We start from the raw sequence: 18702 nt of genomic DNA, 5'->3' as shown, positions 1-18702 counted from the left end.
CTTATGTAAGTGAAGTAGTCTGATATAAACTCATCAAATCTAGATAAAAATCATTTTGAGTGCGATCTTCTAATAACCCAACATTAGGGAATAGATCATTGCAAATTTTTTGGAAATTTTCAAATCTATTTGGAAATAGCGTGCTTAATATCATAGCTGAAATCTCCTTTCGCATTAAAATCGCAGGCGGCAAAATCCCACTAAATAAAAGCTCTTTTAGTGTATCGGATTTATACTTGATATGATGGTGTTGGCCATGCGGACAAGTCTTGATACTCACAATCGTTCTACACTGATTACAATAGACTAATTCAGGCATAACTATAAGCTCTATATCCAAATTTTTTGTTACGCTATCTAAGATTGTATTTGGTTGATTATGATCGTAAAACATTCCGATACCGCCGTGATTTTGCCCTACTACTAACTTCGTCGCACCAAAGTTATAAGCTGCTAAGCACTCCAAAACCGGATTTATATGATTGCTAAATAGATAGGTATTTTCAAAAGGCACTATAACCACACGCTCATTAGGCAAGAAATTGCTTACGAAATATTCTAAGGTTTTTAATCTCAATTTAAAATCCAAATTTCGCCTATTTTCAAGGGTACAAATCAAGAAAATTATAGTGATATCAGCCTTATCAATAGTCATTCTCACTAGCCTTTCATGAAGTCTGTGGAATGGATCAGCTGTGAGCATTAAAGCGGTTACTTTTTGATAGTTATTTTCCTTTATTCTATTTAGAACATTTTCTTTAATCTTAGCTAAATTATTATCATAAATTTCAAATTCGCCGCTAACTGCGTATTTACCTGTTTTATTATCTTCATCAAGTTCAATCTCTCTAGCAGCAAAAATACTATTATAAGGATTTTCAAGCTTATAAACAGATGAGACAACCATATGACCAACTATATTTCCATTTAGTGCAAATTCAAGTTTTTGACCCTGCTTGATAGTTCTAATTACAGCTTGATTTCGCCTACCAAATGGAGCAAAGGTATAAGCATATGGCATAGGCTCACCTCTAAAATATCCAGTTTGATAAACTGTTTTAGCCTCATTAGCATCCATAAGCCTTTTAAATTTACCTAAAATTTGATTTTTGATAAGACCTAAGGTGCCATATGTATCTTGATTGATATTTATAATATTACTTCTGTCTGTAGATATCATGCCTTTTTCTTCTTTCCCATATAGATTTACGCGATATTCCAAGTTTTTTTGATATCTCAGTATCTGGCAAGATATCTTGATATAATAAAATCATCTGCTTAACATACTCATCAATTGATAATATATCACTCATCATAGCAGCACGCGGCTCACCTAGCATCATAAAATTAAATCCTATATGATCACTTGCGCTATGAACGATAGTTGGCGTACCTCGCAAAGAATCAAGCATATTAGCCCTTGCATCTAAGCTAAGCTCATCAATATTTCTAATATATATAAAGCTATTTGGCAATAAAGCCTTAATATCAAAGCCAAGCTTAGCATCTGCAATTTTACAATTTAATCCGCTCTCTTTAGCATAACTAAAAACAAAACCATCGCTAATTTGAATTTTACTAGAGCTAATAATCAATGGTAGCTTAATCTTTTTATGGTCTAAGCTAGCTGGTTTATTAACTATCATAGCCGATTCTAGCATAATGCGGTAAGTTTCATTTAAGGTCTCATATCGCTTAAAAGACTCAAAAAATTTAATCTTTCTAACAAGCTCTTCTATCATAAATGGCTTTTGGATATAATCACTCACCCCAGCTTTAATAGGATTTAGCACGGTATCAGAGCTAATGTAGCTAATTAATAAAATTATAATTGAATTTTTGTGATTTTCTATAACCTTATAAAATTCATTAGCCCCAAAGCTAGTAGAGAGCAAAACTACATCATATTTATCATCCCTTAAAGCCTCAAATGTATGAGTAGCAATCTCACAGCTATAGCCAAATTCAGATAACTTGCTAGCGATACTTTGAGCTAGGTAAATTTCGTTTTCTACTATTAAAACTCTCATATCCTAGTCCAATCAAAATATTTTAAATTCGCATTTGCTATCACAGCTACCCCTTCGCTACGCCCTGTAAAGCCTAATTTCTCGCTTGTTGTGGCTTTGATATTTACTCTAAATCTACTTATACCCATCACACTTGCTAAGGTTTGAGCCATCTCATCTTTATATGGAGAGATTTTAGGCTTTTCACAAATGATAGTCAAATCCACATTTACAATCTCAAATCCAATAGAACGGATGAAATCCACACTCCTTTCAAGCAAAATTTTGGAGTCAATGCCTTTAAATTTCATATCATTATCTGGAAATAACTGCCCAATATCAGGTGCGCTAGCCGCCCCTAAGATCGCATCACAAAGTGCATGTATAGCTACATCGCCATCGCTATGAGCCTTAAAAGCTCTATCAAATTCTATCTTCACACCGCCTAAATTCAGATGATCGCCATCGCAAAAGGCATGGACATCAAAGCCATTACCACAAAATATATCAGATGAAGGCGGATCAAGATTTATAAGCTTCAAATCATCTTTATATGTTAGTTTCCTAGCTCTCTCATCACCAGCAACATACCATACCTTACCACAGGTAGCAGCGATAGCCGAGCTATCATCTGTGTAAATTTTATCGCTATTTAAAGCCTTTTTTAATACCGCAGTTTTGGAGAGTTGTGGGGTTTGAATTCGCTTTAACTCATCTCTATTTATATACTCACTACCATAAGCAACTGTGTCGCTGACTTTTAGAGCTGGCACGATACAATCAGCCAAATTCGCATTATCTATCAACCGCTTTATCAAAGCTTGACTTATATCCACTCTAGCTATATCACTCACCATAACATAATCGCTATTTATATGATTAAGAGCGTTTTTAAGGCTCTCTTGCCTAGTGGCGCCACCTTGGATGAATTTGATATTGGTAGCGAATTTGGACATATATTCGCACTCATTACTAACTACAATAATCTCTTTAAAATTATAATTTGAGCTTATATTTCTAGTCGCTTTTAGCCACAATGGGGTATCACCGCTGCGTAGCCACTGCTTTTTAACAGGCAGTCCAAACCTTGTAGAGCTTCCCGCACCTAGCATTATTAAAGATATATCAATCAAAATAGATCCTAAATTTAAAATTATGTTACGAAATTATACATAGTTTTAAATTTCATTTGACTGAAATTAACATAAATTTTAATCCAAATTTGGCTAGTTAATCACCAAATTATAGATATTTTAATCAAATATAAACCAAATTTACTTACAAAAGCCACTTAAAAACTATATTTAAGATATATTAAATTTAAGCTTTTTAATGTGTAATCTCTACTCAACAATATTATAAAAGCTAAATTTGTAACACAAATAGCTCAAAATAGTCTAAATTTAATGAAAAAATTATATAAATCAAATTTAAATCAACAAATTATTTAAGAGTTGTTTTGTATTTAATTAAATATTGTAAAATTCACTTTTTAAACGCTTAAAAAAGGATAATAAATGAGAAAAGAGTGGTGTCAAAAACGCCAAAACGACGCTACCCCAACTCAAATGTATTACGCCAAAAAGGGCATAATCACTGAAGAGATGGAGTATGTAGCCAAGATAGAAAAGCTTCAAGCAACCCAAATTCGAGACCTAGTCGCAAGTGGAAAGCTCATAATCCCATCAAATATCAATCATCATCATCTAATTCCGATGGCAATAGGCAGAGCCGTAACTTGTAAAATCAACGCAAATATCGGATCAAGTGCGATAATCAGCAATATAAATGAAGAGATAGAAAAGCTAAATGTATGCTTAAAATATGGAGCCGATACCGTGATGGATCTAAGCACTGGTGGGGATTTAGATGCTATTAGAAAGGCTATAATAGCCAACTCAACCGTCCCGATTGGCACCGTGCCAATATACCAAATCATTCACGATATCAAGGATTTAGATAATCTCACACCACAAATTATGCTAGATTGTATCGAAAAACAGGCTAAACAAGGCGTTAGCTACTTCACTATCCACGCTGGATTTTTGCTTGAGTTTATGCCATTAGTGGCTAAACGCAAAATGGGAATTGTCAGCCGTGGCGGTAGCTTGATGGCTAGTTGGATGATGAAACATCACAAAGAAAATCCATTCCACACAGCCTTTGATGATATATGCGATATCTGTGCTAAATATGATGTGGCTCTATCTTTGGGTGATAGCTTGCGTCCTGGCTGCTTGGCTGATGCGAGCGATGCTGCTCAAATGGCTGAGCTTAAAGAGCTTGGCAATCTAACTAGAAGAGCCTGGGCCAAAAATGTCCAAGTAATGGTAGAAGGCCCTGGCCATGTGCCATTTAATCAGATTGAATTTAATATGAAAGAGGAGCAAAGACTTTGCGATGATGCGCCATTTTATATCCTTGGGCCACTTCCAACTGATATAGGCGCTGGATATGATCATATCACAAGTGCTATTGGTGGGACTATGGCTGCATATCATGGTGCTAGTATGCTATGCTATGTAACGCCAAAAGAGCATTTAGGCCTACCAAACGCAAAAGATGTAAGAGATGGGATAATAGCACACAAAATCGCTGCCCACTCTGCTGATATCGCCCTTAATAGACCAGGAGCTATAGATAGAGATCACGCTATGAGCGACGCTAGATATAAATTTGAGTGGAATAAACAATTTGAATTAGCCCTAGATCCTGATAAGGCTAGAGAGCTTCATGATGAGAGCTTGCCTCAAGATGTCTTTAAAGAAGCTGAATTTTGCTCTATGTGTGGGCCGAAATTTTGCGCTTATAAAATCAGCCAAGAGATAGCCAAAACTAGCTGTGAAAGCTACCCTACAAATGAGAGCAAAGATATATAAAACAAGGAAAATTTACGCCGCTACTATCTTGATAATTTTAGCGGCGATATCTATTTTAGCAGCGAATTTTTTAAGCGCTTATGGGATTAGTGCTTTGATAATTGCTGTGATTTTGGGTGCTATTTTAGCCAATAGTAGCAAAAAAAGTGCGAATTTGATAGCTAGAAGTGGAATTTTGGCTATATCTACAAAGCAAATTCTAAGACTAGGCATTGTCTTATATGGATTTAAAATCAGCCTTGATGAAGCACTTAGTATCGGCTATGCTGGGATTTTAAGCGCTTTTATCATTGTTTTTAGTAGTTTTATTTTTGGATATTTTATCTGTCGTGTTTTTGGTATTGATAAGAAACTTTCAGTCTTGATAAGCTCTGGGTCTAGTATCTGCGGTGCGGCTGCTTTACTAGCCACTCAAAGCATTGTCAAAGCTTCACCAAATACCGTGGCCATCGCACTTTGCTCGGTTGTGGTATTTGGTAGTTTAGGGATGTTTGTATATCCATTTGTCCTTAGTGAAATCCAAAATCTCAAAGCTGGATTTATAATCGGTGCTAGCTTACACGAAGTAGCGCATGTAGCTGGTGCTAGTGCTTATAATGAAGTAGTAGCCAATAACGCAATTATAATAAAAATGTTAAGAGTTCTAATGCTAGCGCCATTTTTGATAATTTTAAGCCTTGCTAGTGGATTTTTCATCGGCGAAAAATCAAGCATTAGGGCAAATTTCCCATATTTTGCTCTATGGTTTTTTGTAGCGTTGCTCTGCTCTGGATTTATAAATCCGCAAGTTAGAGAATTCATATCTTTAGTTGATAATTTCTTGCTTAGTGTTGCGATGAGCGCCCTAGGGCTTACAATCACCAAAAAAGCTTTGAAAAATGCGAATTTAAAGGTATTTATCGCTTCTAGTTTGATATTTTTGTGGCTTATTGTTTTGGCTTTTGTATTAGCAAATTTGCTATTTTAAATTTAAGAAATTTTTTAATATCTTTTTGCCTTGAGCTTGCAATATAGACTCAGGGTGAAACTGCACCCCATAGCAACTATATTTTTTATGCTTGATAGCCATTATAATGCTTTTATTCTCCACTTTTATATCTGCTAAGATATCAAATTCAGCCGTATTCTCCACGCACAATGAGTTATATAAAGCGATTTTTAATGGCTTTTTCACCCCTTTAAAAAGTGTGGATTTTTTAAATTCGCACTCCACACTCACCCCATGAAAAGGGCGTGGCATCCGCACCACTTCTGCGCCAAAAGCCTTAGCCAAACATTGATGACCTAAGCATATACCTAGAATCTGCTTTTTAGCCCCAAGAGCCTTAATAATATCCATACAAACTCCAGAATCATCAGGTGTGCCAAAGCCTGGTGAAATAATGATTTTATCAAATTTATTAGCATATTTTATAGCTTTTTTGGCTTTAGCAAAATCATTTTTGACTACCTTGACTTTAGCGCCTAACTCCTTCAAATAATAGACTATATTATAGGTAAATGAGTCGTAATTATCTATTAGTAAAACTCTCATAACTCCACCTTGATAGCGCCACGAAGTGAGTTAATAGCGTAAATTTCTTTAGCATTTTTTAAATCATCTAAACCCAAAATCGCCTCTTTTATCTCGCCAAATTTCAGCAGTCTCTCACGCAAAGTCCCAGCCAATAGACCACAATCTAATTTTGGTGTTAATAGCTCATCTCCGATATTTAAGACGATATTTGAGCGACTCCCCTCACATAGCTCATCTCTTTGATTAAGATAAAAAATATCAAAAAGCCCATCATCTATAATCCGCTCATCTCTTAGCGTGGTTTTGTGATACAATAGATCATTACAAGAGTTTAGGCGGTTTTGGCTAATTGCGATTTTATGGGATTTAAGTGGGGGAATTTGAGTTTGGGTTATCTGATATTTGCCACTTTTATTAAGGGTTAAATTCACTCTTAAATCCACATTATCAGCCCTTAAATCAGCAAAAATATCTTTAAATTTATCTATACTCTCAAATCCGCCATTAATCCCACCAACTATATCGCTAAATTTCAATCTCTCTTCATCCATCTCGCAAAGCTCAAATCCCATAGGCAATTTAAATCCTAACAACCTAGCGCTATTTATCAATCTTTTTAAATGATTTTGTAACAAAAATATCTTATCCCCGCGTAGTAACATAGTCTCAAAAAGATTAAATTCAATTTTTGGTTTTAAAAAGCTACTTTTTAGCTCCAATTCAGCAAATTCATCATCGCACTTTGAGTCCCATACCACGCCACTCCCAACGCCGTATCTATAATATTCATCTTTAGTCCATCTTTGAAGTGTTCTAATCGGCACGCTAAATTCCGCCCTTTTATCACTGATAACCCCCATCGCACCGCAATAAACCCCACGATCTCTAGCTTCTAAACGCTCTATAATACGCATTGTGGCAAGTTTTGGCGCACCAGTAATCGATCCACACGGATAAACCGCTTCAAAAATCTTATTTAAATTTCTATTCTTAAGCCTTGCTTTAAGCGGCGAAATCGCTTGAAATAGCGTTTTTAGCTTGATGATTTTCATCGGCTCTTTTAGCTTTAATGAGCCAATTTTGATAATCTTACTCATATCATTACGGAGCAAATCAACTATCATCAAATTTTCACTTCTATTTTTTGGGTCGTTTTTAAGCTTATTTTTTAAAACCCTATCTTCATCTTTATTTTGACCCCGTTTTATCGTGCCTTTCATAGGTGCAAAGGTGATTTTCTTGCCTTTTAGTTTAAAAAACAGCTCTGGCGAAAATGATATTATCTCACAAAATTCACTCTTAAAATAGCCAAAATATCTACTCTTTTGCCTACTTAAAAGTAAGGTTATAATCTCCTTGCTACTAGCTTTGGTTGATATTTGTAGTTCATTTGTGAAATTTATTTGATAGCTATTGCCACTGGCTAATTCATCTTTTATTTGATTAAATGCTTTTTCATACTCTTTTTTGGATAAATTTTTTACAATTTGCGGATAAAAATATGGCTTAAATATAGAGAATTCAAAACTCTTGTCTGGTTTGAAAATCTCTTTATTGTTATAACCTTTAAAGTGCGCTATAGGATAATTTGACGCTGTTTTACTAATATCATAAACTATATAACCTACAAAATATAAATTTTTTATCTTTTGTATAGTTTTTAAAGCTTGATTAAGCTCATCTTTATTAAAGCAGATAAATTCGCTTTTTAAATCACGATATAAATATTTACCAAAAATACTAAATTCACTCATACAATTCTCTATTTTAATTTAAAAAATTTTAGCCAAAGATTTATAATTTTTAGCTAATATACCTAAATTTTAAAAAGGACTAAAAATGGATGAAAAAATTCTAGACAGACTAAAAAGCGTGATCTACCCAGGCTTTAAAAAGAGCATTGTAGAATTTGGCTTTGTCAAATCCACAGATCCAAAGATCATAGTAGAGATCACCTCAGCCAAACCAGAAGTAGCTCAAACTATCAAAAATGAGATAGAAAAGCTAAATTTAAACAAAGAGATAGAGATCATCGCCCCAAAGCCTCAAACCCAGCAATCCAACTCACAAAGCGGCAAAAATATCGCCCCACAGATTAAAAACTTCGTAATGGTAAGCAGCGGCAAAGGTGGCGTAGGCAAATCCACAACTACTTTAAATTTAGCCATTAGCCTAGCCAAACAAGGCAAAAAAGTAGGGCTATTAGACGCTGATATCTATGGGCCAAATATCCCAAGAATGCTAGGCGTCCAAGGCAAACAACCCGAAGTCATAGGCCAAAAGTTAAAGCCACTTCAAACTCACGGAATCGAGATGATGAGCATGGGGCTTTTGATAGAAGAGGGTCAAGGACTAATGTGGCGTGGCGCTATGATTATGAAGGCTATAACTCAACTTTTAAATGAAGTTGAGTGGGGAGAGCTAGATATCTTACTTCTTGATATGCCTCCAGGCACAGGCGATGCGCAAATCACCCTAGCCCAAAGCGTGCCAGTAACAGCTGGAATTTGCGTTACAACTCCGCAAACAGTCGCCCTAGATGACTCCGCTAGAAGCCTTGATATGTTTGAAAAGCTCCATATCCCAGTCGCTGGCGTGATAGAGAATATGAGTGGATTTATCTGCCCTGATAATGGCAAAGAGTATGATATATTTGGCAAGGGTGGAGCTGACGCGCTGGCTAGTGAGTATGATACTACGATACTAGCTCAAATCCCTATAGAACCATCTGTTAGAATAGGTGGTGATAGCGGAAGGCCAGTTAGCTTTTATGAGCCAAATTCAATTAGCGCTAAACGATATGAAGAGGCCGCTACAAAGCTATGGGATATTATAGAAGATATCAACGCAAATGGCGGTGCTGATAACTCAGCTATTCAGCCTGATATGAGTAGGTCTGGCTGTCATTAATCAAATTTGAAAGGATAAAAATGAAATACAAAGAGATCACAAACGAGAGCATTGCTAAGCTTATGGAGAGCTTTTATGAAGCTATTAGAGAAGATGAGAGCGGTCTTGGCGAGATATTTAATAACAAAATCGGCACAAGCGAAGAGGCGTGGGACGCTCATAAGGCCAAGATTGGTGAATTTTGGAAAGGGATGCTCATAGGTCAGAGCGAATTTAGAGGCAATCCTATGCAAGCTCATATGAATCTTGATCCATTTCCGCCTGAATATTTTGATAATTGGCTGAATTTGTTTAAAAAGAGCTTAGATAGCATTTATGAGCCTGAAATTGCCGATATGATCTTAATGCGCGCACAGATGATCGCAAATAGATTTAAATCAGTTTTATACTCATAATTAATATCCAGCCAAATTTGGCTGGATATAGCTAAATATTATCTGCTATTCAAATTTAAAATCAAAATAATTTTTGCTCTTAAATAGATTAAACATATCTATAAATTGCTTAGAATCAAACTCAAAATTACTATAAATACTATAGGTCATTTTGCAATATGATATTTTATAACCAGAATCTTTAAATCCGTGATTGTTATAAAATTTACTACGTTTGACTCTTTGTAAGTAATCAGTAGCTTTTGGATCTAAACTCTCAATCTCTAAGACGATTTGGCTAAAATTTGATTTTAAAATTTCTAAAATTAAGCCACCAAAACCACGCCCTTGATACTTAACACAAACTGCTAAAAATGCTAAATAAGATATATTTTCATAGCTATATATAGCAGCATAACCTACAAACTCTTTATCATTATAAAAAGAGAAAATAGATAGATTTTCATCATTTGCATATATGTTATTAGATAAATTTATTGGTGCTACTAGCTCATTTGAAGGGAAGACTTCTGAATTTAGCCTTAAAATATCTGTAAAAATATCGCTATTTATATCAACTAATCTACAATCCAAACTCATTTACAAACCTCATCAAACATCGTATTTATCGCATTGTTAAGCATATTATAAACGCTTTGAAAATCACTCATATCACCATAATATGGATCTGGAATTTCAGCCCCATCAAGCCCAAAATCCCCCATCAAAGCTACCTTATTGCCAAGCTTTAAACGCAAAATATTATCATAATTTTGCTTATCCATCGCTATAATCAAATCAAATTTAGAATCACTCCTATCAATTTGCCTACCTTTTAGCATAGAGATATCAACTCCATTTTGCTGCCCGATCCTTATAGAGCGACTATCTGGTGGCTCTGATATATGATAATTACTAGTCCCTGCCGAATCTATCAAAATATCCAAACCACGCTCTTTGGCTACCTTTCTTGCGATACCTTCAGCCAAAGGCGAGCGACAAATATTACCAAGACATACAAATAAAATTGATTTAACCATTAAGACCCCTTATATTTTATTTTAAAATCAATTATTTTGATTTTGTTGCTTTTGCGTGATGGATGTGGCGGATAGCCATCTTTCAATTTATACATTTTCTTGCCTTTTAATTTTAATTATCTTAGGAATTTTAGAATTCTACCACCATTTCTAGCCAAAAAGTTTGTAAAACCAAAATATTTCCTTAGTTTATAATTAAAATTGTTTTGTGAATTATAATAAAATTAACATTACAATTCTAGCTAGAATTGCAGACTATTTATTATCTGTTGTAAAAATCATTTAAAACATTAAAATAACTTTTGATAAAGCAATCTCACCTTCTTTATAAATGCTTGATTCTTCAATCATCACTTTTTCAATACGAGAGATATATTTTACTGGCACTTCAAAAGTCATCATTTTACAAATAAAAGCTCCGCAAAACCTAAACTCATCACATACGTCATCAACAAGCTTATATCCGCAAAGCTCGTATTCATAGTCGCCTTTTTTTACCCTTTCATCAACTAATTCACCATAGTATTTGCTTTCATCAATAGGATTTGAAAGGAATTATATATATCAAAACAGACACTTTTATGTCGTATTAAAAAATATTTTTATCCAATCTTCTTTTTGTAGCTCAATACTAGTTTTATTGCTTTTATCACCCTTTTTTCTATTAGCACTACCCATTCCACCTGCGTGTGCCATGGCATAGATTTTACTTTTACCATATTCAAACTCATTTTGTGTTACAATAAAATAATTAAATGATGCGATTTTTGGTCTTTCAAGCTCTAATGCTTCTAAAATAATCTCATAAGTATTTTTACCAAGAGCTATTATATATTCAGGTTCCAAAATTTCTACAAGCTCTTTAAAAATCTCTTTGTCTGTAGAAATTTCAGCTTTGGTAATGTGTGCTGAAGTATTTATTGTGCGATATCCTAGCGAAATGTTTGTAAAAAATAAATCGCTATATCGCTTTTTGTCTATATTGGGATAGCCGATGCTGGCAAATAATTCTACTAAATTTTTATCAGTTACAAAAGGTTTTAAATCATCTAAATATTGTCTCTTTTCATATTCATTTGGACTTAGTAAATTTATCTTAGAAATGTTTTCTAGTGTTTTTCTACCGTCAAAATCTGTATTGCCCCAGTATTGCCCCACAAGCAAGATTTTTATTTTTGGAGTATCTATTTCATAGCCTAGACCTTGCCAATAAGTCCATAGGTTTATTGCTTTTTACACTCATCACCACTTGAAATTTGCGTGTTTTTTATATTCGTAATTTTGTCTTGCTCGTTCTATAAGGGATAAATACTTTTGTTTTTTATCTCTCATTTTTTACCTTTTCTAAGCACTTTAGTAATTATAACAAACAAAACTAACCCCTTATTTCTTTTATATACCTCTCCATCTCCGCTAGTATATCATCGGCTAGACTGCTAGGCTCTATAACTTTGATATGCGGCAGGTAATAAAAAACAAGCGGTTTTATCTCCATTATATGTGTGACTTGAACTTCTATTTCTATACTGCCATCTTCGTTCTCACACATTATTTGTTGATTTGGCAGTGGTTTTCGCTCAAAGTATTTTTTGACCACTTTATCTATCCATAGCCTTACGATAAAGCTTTTCTCAGGGTCAAACCAAGCCGAATTAGCACTTTTAATGCGGTTTTCTAGGCTCTCATCTATCTTAAATTTACTAGGTAGAATTTTTATCTCTTTTATACTTTTTAGGTGAAATTTCTTGAGCTTTTCACCAGCCATTGCAAGCAGATACCAAAAGCCATCAAATAGCGCAATTTTAATAGGCGAGAGCCTGTGAGTTTTACTAAAATACAGTAGTTCTATTTCATTGCGACTTGCGATGACACTCTCTAGGTTTTCTATTAGCTCAATGTCTTTTTTTTCTAGCTTCTCAGCACTTAGACTTACAAAAATCGGATGATTTAGCCCTTCGCTTATGCCTTTTAGCAAGCCATGAGCCTTTGAGTAGAACTCAGCCCCTACATTTTTTGCCATTTTATCAAGCACGGCTAGGATGATTTGATTTTCGTCTTTTGGGTCAATTTTGCTCTCATCTATGCTCCACAGCCTACCATTTCGCACAGCTCCGTATTTGACTAGGACGCCATTTAAATCACGCTGGATGGTGCGCTCGCTCACTCCTAGCTTGTCTGCGATTTGGCTGGTGCTAAGTGGAGTTTTTGCGATTAGCTTACAGATTTCATTTATACGCCAAAAACGTTCATTTGGTTCTTTTTGTATTTCTTTCATGCTTTGCCTTTTTTAATTTTCAAAATTCTAACATAATAATGATATTTTTCAAACCTTTAAGATAACAAAAACAAGAAAAGTAGCCAAGAGTAAAAAAGTAAAGCACTAAGCGGGAGTTGAACCTATATCTCCCTATGTTTGCAGTCCGCCTTGACTACATTGGCGCATTAACGCTTTAAGTCATGTTATAGCAAAATATTTTAAAAATAAAAGTAAAATTGTAAAATTTTACCTTTATCCTCAGCTAATTCTAGAATTCCCTATCTCACAAAGCCTAGTTTGCTGCCACTCTCTGCGTTTTTTAGGACGACTTCGCTTTTTAGGCGAGCGGCAAAGTCATCGCTATCTTTTATAGGATAAAAGGCATTTGCTCTTTTAACCGCTGCAAAGTCGCCAGGGGCTAAGGCTCTTAGAGAGCTTACACGCTCCAAAGCCCCAGCATTTATTTCAAGTCCTAAAAGCTCGCATTCTTTTTTAAATAATGCGCTAGCTTGTTCAGGCTTTAAATACCCAAACTCAATTTTCATATCAAAGCGCCTTAAACTCGCTTTATCAAGGCTTTCACAAAGGTTGGTTGTAGCTATAAAAACACCATTAAAGCTTTCCATTTGAACAAGCATTTCATTTACTTGACTTATCTCCCACGAGCGATTTGCACTGCTTCTATCTTGCAAAAAGCTATCAACCTCGTCAAATACAAGCACCGCCTTTTTATTTTTAGCCTCTTTAAAGGCATTTGCTATGTTTTTTTCAGTTTGCCCCACATACATACCTAGAATTTCGCTAGCTTTTTTGATGATTATTTCGCAGCCTAGCTCGCTAGCTATAAACTTAGCATAGGCACTTTTGCCAGTGCCAGCTACGCCATATAGGCAGATTCTAGCATTTGGTCTTTCTTTTATCCCTGCTACCATAGCTTGCGGGTCTACGCTAGTATTTATATAGCTAGTATCGTAGCTTTGCGGCAGTTCTGTGCCCTTGCTTTTTTTAGACTTTTTGCTCTCTATGCGTAGTTTGCCTTGGGCGTTTAGATTAGCATTTATTAGCGTAGTAAAGAGCTTATTTCGCTCTTTTTCATCTGCTACTTTTAGGGTATTTAGCACCTTGCTTGCGCTACTTATTAGAGCTGGGGCTATATCTTTGTTTTTGGCTAGTTTATTTATAGTTTTTTCGCAAACAGCCCCTTTTGTGTAATTTTTTATTAGCTCTTTGCGTTTAGTTTTTGGCGGTATTTTAAACTCTATTACCATATCAAATCGCCTAATATACGCATTATCCATGCTATAAACATCATTTGTAAGCCAAAATGTAGGCACTATATTTTCTTCAAGCGTGCGGTTTATGAGAGCCTTTGAAATATGCCTATCTCTAAAAATATCCTCCACTTCATCAAACAAAATAACGCTATTTTTCGCTTCCAACAGAGCATTTGCACAAATTAAGCTAGAAAATCTCTCAAGTGAGTTTAGACTATCCCCATCATCATCGCAAAATGCCACCTCAAAAAGCTCTTTTTTAAGCCTGCTAGCAATAGCCTTACAAAACTCGGTTTTGCCAGTGCCAGGCAAACCATGAAGCAAGATATTTGCGCCTTTTTGGCAGTTTTTTAAATACTCTAAGATGTCATCAGTCTTTATGCTCAAATGCTCATAATCACTTATTTCAAGCTTTGGGCTAGAACACTTGCGCAAAATACCGCCAAAAAGCATATCAATACTAGGCTTTTTAAGCTCTATTAAATTAAAAGGAAAATCATCATCGCAAAACTCTATCAAATCGTCAAAATCAGGTCTATAACGATTTTTATCAAGCTTAATTATTTTACAAGAAAGCAGAGCCGAGTTAGCCTTTAGCGCAGATTTTACTAAATTTAGCCTTGCTCCAAGCACCTTTGAGATGAAAAAGCTTAGTTCAAAAGTATCCACCTTGATATCTCTCATCAGCTCTTTTAACACTCCTATAGACTTTGATGCAGCAAAAAACTCTAGCAAATCACGCTCAGTTTGACTTAGACCAAGAGTGTTTTTTACTAGCTCTAAGTTTGCGCTTAGGTTAGCATTAGAGCCTATTTTACCAGCCTCATTTAGCTCTTCAAGGCGTCTTAGCTCATCTTTTAGCATTTTGCTTACATTTGGAGCGTCTTTTTTCTCCAAATCACAAGGGATCCTAAAAAGCTCACGAACATCATCATTTCTAATCACCAGATCATACACTCCATCGCACTCAAATATCGCTCTTAGTGTCCATAGCTTGATTTTATCTCTTAGACCAGTTGGCGTGTAAACTTTCATTTTAGCTCCTTTGATTTTTAAGAAGCATTATAATGATTTTAACAGACAAAAAAGTGTCATTTGTAGAGTTGTAATTTTTTCTTAAAATCTTTGGTGTGGTTTTTGTGGTGATAAAACAATACCCATTCCTAAAAATTAAAGGAATGAGTATTAAAAATAAATATTTAAAATTCACTAGAATCTTGCGTGCTTATGCCTGCCTAGTTAAGCATATATTCTTAGCTTTTTATATTTTTTACGAACTTATCAAAATCAGAGTTTATCTTTTGGGTTTTGTTAAACTTAACGTATTGGCTAAAAGCCTTGCTTTGGCTGCGATATAGCTATTAAAAACGCAATCAAAACTAATTTTTTCAATTTTTATTAAAAAATATTGCTTTTTGCTAGAATCATGCTATAACACGCCTAATTTATGGGGGGGGGTGGATGTCTCCCCGCTCTTATATTTTAATCCCAAAACTCTTTAAAATATCATCTAAAAATTCAATTAGTTTATCTGGACTTATTCTTTTAATAGCAAAATCATTGTTTTCAAAAACAACTTTTGCGCTCAGTCTTGGTAAGCCATTTTGTTGTATTTTTAATAGATTTTCATTATGAAAAGCACGGTTTCTTATATTTTTTTATAAGTTGTAAAATTAGCGAAGCAATTTGTAAATATTTTAACCAAATTATAAAATTTTAGCAAGTATATAATTTGCAAATTATACACCTTGTTAGCAAATAAATAGCGTGAGTAATTACCACACTATTTATTTATCGCTTCATAGATAAAATAACAGCGTGGTAAGTAATCTTTTTGCATTTTTTATCGTTTAGTAAGTAGGTAAAACCTTTACAATTATGAAACATGCGGCACTAAATTTTAAGATTTGCTGACTTATCTAAGAGCTGATTAAAAGCCCTAGCTCCATTAAACATGTTTTCTGTGTTTTCTACACTACTTACACCCAGTATCCAATATGAATATTAAAACAAGCACATCTCTTAAGCTCTATATAGCTATTTTGCTAAAATTCTAGCTAAAAAACTTCTCTATATCAACTTCTATTTTTGGTGCAGCAGTTGTGGCTTTTTCTATGTAGCATTTGCTGAATGCATGGTCTATATCGCTTTTATCAAGGTTGTTTAAAATACTCTTTTTAGCGTATTTAGCAAAGCTTGCCACATTTAGCACTTGACCACTCGTGCCTATGCATACAAATAGTGAGTCCTTAGCATATCGTAAATCTTCTAGCTCGTGGTATAAAGTAGCATAAAAAGGTGCTGCTTCGCCAAACATAACGATATTGTGGCGAAACTTCTTACACCCACATTTACAAATATGCTCTCTAGCATTTATAGCCTCGTAGCCGATATACTCTACTTTTTTACAATTTTGGCAGTAAATCTCAGGCAAAAATCCGTGCAAATGAACGACATCCACGCAGCCTGCCCGCTCTAACAAATCATCTACATTTTGCGTTAGAACTGCGATTTGCTCGGGGTATTTTGCCTTTATACGAGCTATCATGCGGTGAGCCTCGTTTGGCTCGCACTCTGCTAGCTGAGCCCTGCGCTTGTCGTAAAAGTCCAGCACTTTTTGCCTATCTTTTTTAAAACCCCTAGCCGAGCAGACCTCTTCTATATCATACTCTTCCCAAAGTCCGTCAGAGTCTCTAAAAGTCCTTAGCCCACTCTCAGCTGATAGCCCAGCACCACTTAAAATTAGCACTTTTTTCATCTTTACTCCTTAAAAATACTAATAACTCTAGCCAAAATTCCAGACTATTTTTTATAGCTGCAAATACCTATTTTACCAGCTCTTTTAGTCCTTCAAGCACCTTTACCATAGCCAGTGTATCAAGTCCGCAATAAGCTAATAGCTCTTTGCGTTTTTTGGCGATTTGCTCGCTACTCATAGTAGCAAAAGCTGGAAAAGCATTCATCGCCTCGCCGCCGTTTGATATCTCGCCACGGCTCGCCATTGCTTTGTAGCCATCATCTATGCTTGGGGCTAGTATGGGCTGGATTTTTTTGATAGAGTAGCTACCGTTTTGTCGCCAGTCGTAAAAATCACGCTTAGCAAAAGGCTCCATAAGGTCTTTCATATTATTATGAATATCCATCAAATGCTCGCTCAAATCAGGGAAAAGCTCAGCTAGTCGTCTTAAAACTCCCTTTTCAAACTGCGCATTATAGGCTAGCGAGCAAACGCCCTTTGGTATATCACGCACTAGGCTAAGAGCCAAAGCTCTGCGTGGGTCGCAAAACTCAGTAGGCAAAAACTCCTTATGCTCTGGCTCGCTACCATCGCCCTTGTCAATGTGAAGCGAATACTGAAATGGCGTCTGTTCGTATGGCTTAGCCCCACGCCACAGCGGAACTGCGCTTTGAAATGTCTCAAAATCAAGATGATAAAGCGGATAGCTAAGCGTGTCTAAAAACTCACGCACAGCATTGGCATTAAGAATTCTAGATTTTTCTTTATGGGCTTTTAGCTGTATTTGCTGGTAGGCTGGAAAGCTCGAAATATCCTTTATATCATCTATATTTTTTACGCCCGAGTGCCACAGCGCAAACTTGTCTTTTTTGTAAAATTTCACTCCAAGCTTTGAGCCGATATCAAAGACTGAGCCTTGCGCCACCCCAGCCCAGCAGTATTCAAATGCCCCACAAGTATAAGGCTCGTAGCAATGCATGTCTATATCGCACTCTGGTTCATTAGGGAATTCTAGAATTCTCTCAAAGCGAGCGATATTTTCACGCACATTATTAAACTGCTCTTTGGCGTTTTCAGTAAGGTCTTCGCTGATAAAAAGTCCACGCAAATCAAGCTCGTCCCCACGCACATACTCGCTATTTAGATATATTAAATTTACAGCTTTTACATTGTAGCCAAGGCTAGTTAGCACAAAATACTGAAAAGCCGTATCATCCATATACACAGGGCTTACGCTGGTGCTTGATTTTACTTCGTTTATAATAAGGCTACCATCAGCGCAAATCTCTAAAATATCTACCATAATAAGTGCTCCGCCAAAGCTAAAAGTAGCTTCATAAATGTAGCGAACACCACGCTCAATTAGTTCTTTTGTTCGCGCAATTTTCTCATCAAAGCTCGTGCCCTCCCACTCAATGCGCTCTCCATTTGGGAAAAGCTCGCACGCTAGATCGCCAACTTCATTTCCACGCTCAAAAACAGCCTCCAAGCTAGCATCAGGCGCAAACACGCTCCTATCGCCCTTGCGATGCTTGCTTAGCCACAGCAGCTTAGGACACTGCATACCATTTATATATAGAGATTTTGAAAGAGCCATTTTGTTATCCTTTTTTTTATTTTTGTAATTTTAGCATATTTGGCAGACGATTTTATATCGTATTTTTGAGCTTGTGAGTATTTTACTTTAGGAACGAGTATTATTTTAA

The 18702-nt window shown here is 35.6% G+C and carries 16 protein-coding genes; 4 read left to right on the top strand and 12 right to left on the bottom strand.

All coding sequences use genetic code 11. The features are described from left to right. Position 1: 1 nt before the first annotated feature. From CIGNP109_RS06445 to CIGNP109_RS06435, 3 genes are read right to left on the bottom strand one after another with little or no spacing between them, the layout of a single operon-like run. Positions 2-1180: a sulfate adenylyltransferase gene (locus CIGNP109_RS06445; RefSeq protein WP_086228641.1), complete on the bottom strand. Its 1179-nt coding sequence runs from the start codon at positions 1178-1180 to the stop codon at positions 2-4. After that, entirely contained in the window at positions 1158-2030 is an 873-nt protein-coding gene (locus CIGNP109_RS06440) for a response regulator (RefSeq protein WP_086228640.1), read from the bottom strand. The genes CIGNP109_RS06445 and CIGNP109_RS06440 overlap by 23 nt, the downstream gene beginning before the upstream one ends. Next, a complete protein-coding gene (locus tag CIGNP109_RS06435) occupies positions 2027-3142 on the bottom strand; it encodes a bifunctional 2-C-methyl-D-erythritol 4-phosphate cytidylyltransferase/2-C-methyl-D-erythritol 2,4-cyclodiphosphate synthase (protein WP_086228639.1) in 1116 nt (371 codons plus the stop codon). The genes CIGNP109_RS06440 and CIGNP109_RS06435 overlap by 4 nt, the downstream gene beginning before the upstream one ends. 384 nt (positions 3143-3526) lie before the next feature. Here CIGNP109_RS06435 and thiC point away from each other — a divergent pair, with 384 nt between their 5' ends. Next, positions 3527-4888, top strand: coding sequence for a phosphomethylpyrimidine synthase ThiC (thiC, locus tag CIGNP109_RS06430; protein WP_086226618.1), 1362 nt, complete (start codon positions 3527-3529; stop codon positions 4886-4888). Further along, positions 4869-5855 carry a YeiH family protein gene (locus tag CIGNP109_RS06425; protein WP_086228638.1) on the top strand — a complete coding sequence of 329 codons (987 nt, stop codon included), beginning with the start codon at positions 4869-4871 and terminating at the stop codon, positions 5853-5855. Before thiC ends, CIGNP109_RS06425 begins: the two co-directional genes overlap by 20 nt. Here CIGNP109_RS06425 and CIGNP109_RS06420 read toward each other — a convergent pair. Further along, on the bottom strand, positions 5847-6422 hold the full coding sequence (locus CIGNP109_RS06420) for an anthranilate synthase component II (protein ID WP_086225271.1): 576 nt from the start codon (positions 6420-6422) through the stop codon (positions 5847-5849). The genes CIGNP109_RS06425 and CIGNP109_RS06420 overlap by 9 nt on opposite strands. Then, positions 6419-8158, bottom strand: coding sequence for a bifunctional chorismate-binding protein/class IV aminotransferase (locus tag CIGNP109_RS06415; protein ID WP_086228637.1), 1740 nt, complete (start codon positions 8156-8158; stop codon positions 6419-6421). The genes CIGNP109_RS06420 and CIGNP109_RS06415 overlap by 4 nt, the downstream gene beginning before the upstream one ends. Before the next feature lie 85 nt (positions 8159-8243). Here CIGNP109_RS06415 and CIGNP109_RS06410 point away from each other — a divergent pair, with 85 nt between their 5' ends. Both CIGNP109_RS06410 and CIGNP109_RS06405 read left to right on the top strand, forming a co-directional pair. Then, positions 8244-9314 carry an Mrp/NBP35 family ATP-binding protein gene (locus CIGNP109_RS06410; RefSeq protein ID WP_086228636.1) on the top strand — a complete coding sequence of 357 codons (1071 nt, stop codon included), beginning with the start codon at positions 8244-8246 and terminating at the stop codon, positions 9312-9314. 20 nt (positions 9315-9334) lie between these two features. Next, positions 9335-9709, top strand: a complete 375-nt coding sequence (locus tag CIGNP109_RS06405; RefSeq protein WP_086228635.1) for a group III truncated hemoglobin — start codon at positions 9335-9337, stop codon at positions 9707-9709. A gap of 45 nt (positions 9710-9754) precedes the next feature. Here the strand turns inward: CIGNP109_RS06405 and CIGNP109_RS06400 are convergent, their stop codons facing one another. From CIGNP109_RS06400 to CIGNP109_RS06365, 7 genes are all read right to left on the bottom strand, one after another. Next, positions 9755-10288 (bottom strand): GNAT family N-acetyltransferase, encoded by a 534-nt coding sequence (locus CIGNP109_RS06400; protein WP_086228634.1) that lies wholly within the window; start codon positions 10286-10288, stop codon positions 9755-9757. Further along, positions 10285-10728 (bottom strand): low molecular weight protein-tyrosine-phosphatase, encoded by a 444-nt coding sequence (locus CIGNP109_RS06395; RefSeq protein ID WP_086228633.1) that lies wholly within the window; start codon positions 10726-10728, stop codon positions 10285-10287. The genes CIGNP109_RS06400 and CIGNP109_RS06395 overlap by 4 nt, the downstream gene beginning before the upstream one ends. A gap of 579 nt (positions 10729-11307) precedes the next feature. After that, complete coding sequence (locus CIGNP109_RS06390; protein ID WP_180380024.1) at positions 11308-11886, bottom strand: hypothetical protein; 579 nt, start codon at positions 11884-11886, stop codon at positions 11308-11310. Positions 11887-12103: 217 nt separating this feature from the next. Then, positions 12104-13003, bottom strand: coding sequence for a helix-turn-helix transcriptional regulator (locus tag CIGNP109_RS06385; protein WP_086228631.1), 900 nt, complete (start codon positions 13001-13003; stop codon positions 12104-12106). 260 nt (positions 13004-13263) lie between these two features. After that, a complete protein-coding gene (locus CIGNP109_RS06380; RefSeq protein WP_086228630.1) occupies positions 13264-15294 on the bottom strand; it encodes an AAA family ATPase in 2031 nt (676 codons plus the stop codon). Between the two features lie 1018 nt (positions 15295-16312). Next, complete coding sequence (locus tag CIGNP109_RS06370; protein WP_086228628.1) at positions 16313-17017, bottom strand: SIR2 family NAD-dependent protein deacylase; 705 nt, start codon at positions 17015-17017, stop codon at positions 16313-16315. A gap of 67 nt (positions 17018-17084) precedes the next feature. Then, entirely contained in the window at positions 17085-18593 is a 1509-nt protein-coding gene (locus CIGNP109_RS06365) for a DUF2779 domain-containing protein (protein ID WP_086228627.1), read from the bottom strand. Positions 18594-18702 lie beyond the last annotated feature (109 nt).

Source organism: Campylobacter sp. P0109 (genome assembly GCF_002138755.1).
Lineage (GTDB): Bacteria > Campylobacterota > Campylobacteria > Campylobacterales > Campylobacteraceae > Campylobacter > Campylobacter devanensis.
Note: the sequence above shows the minus strand (reverse complement) of the source record. Positions and strands in the feature narration are given on the sequence as shown.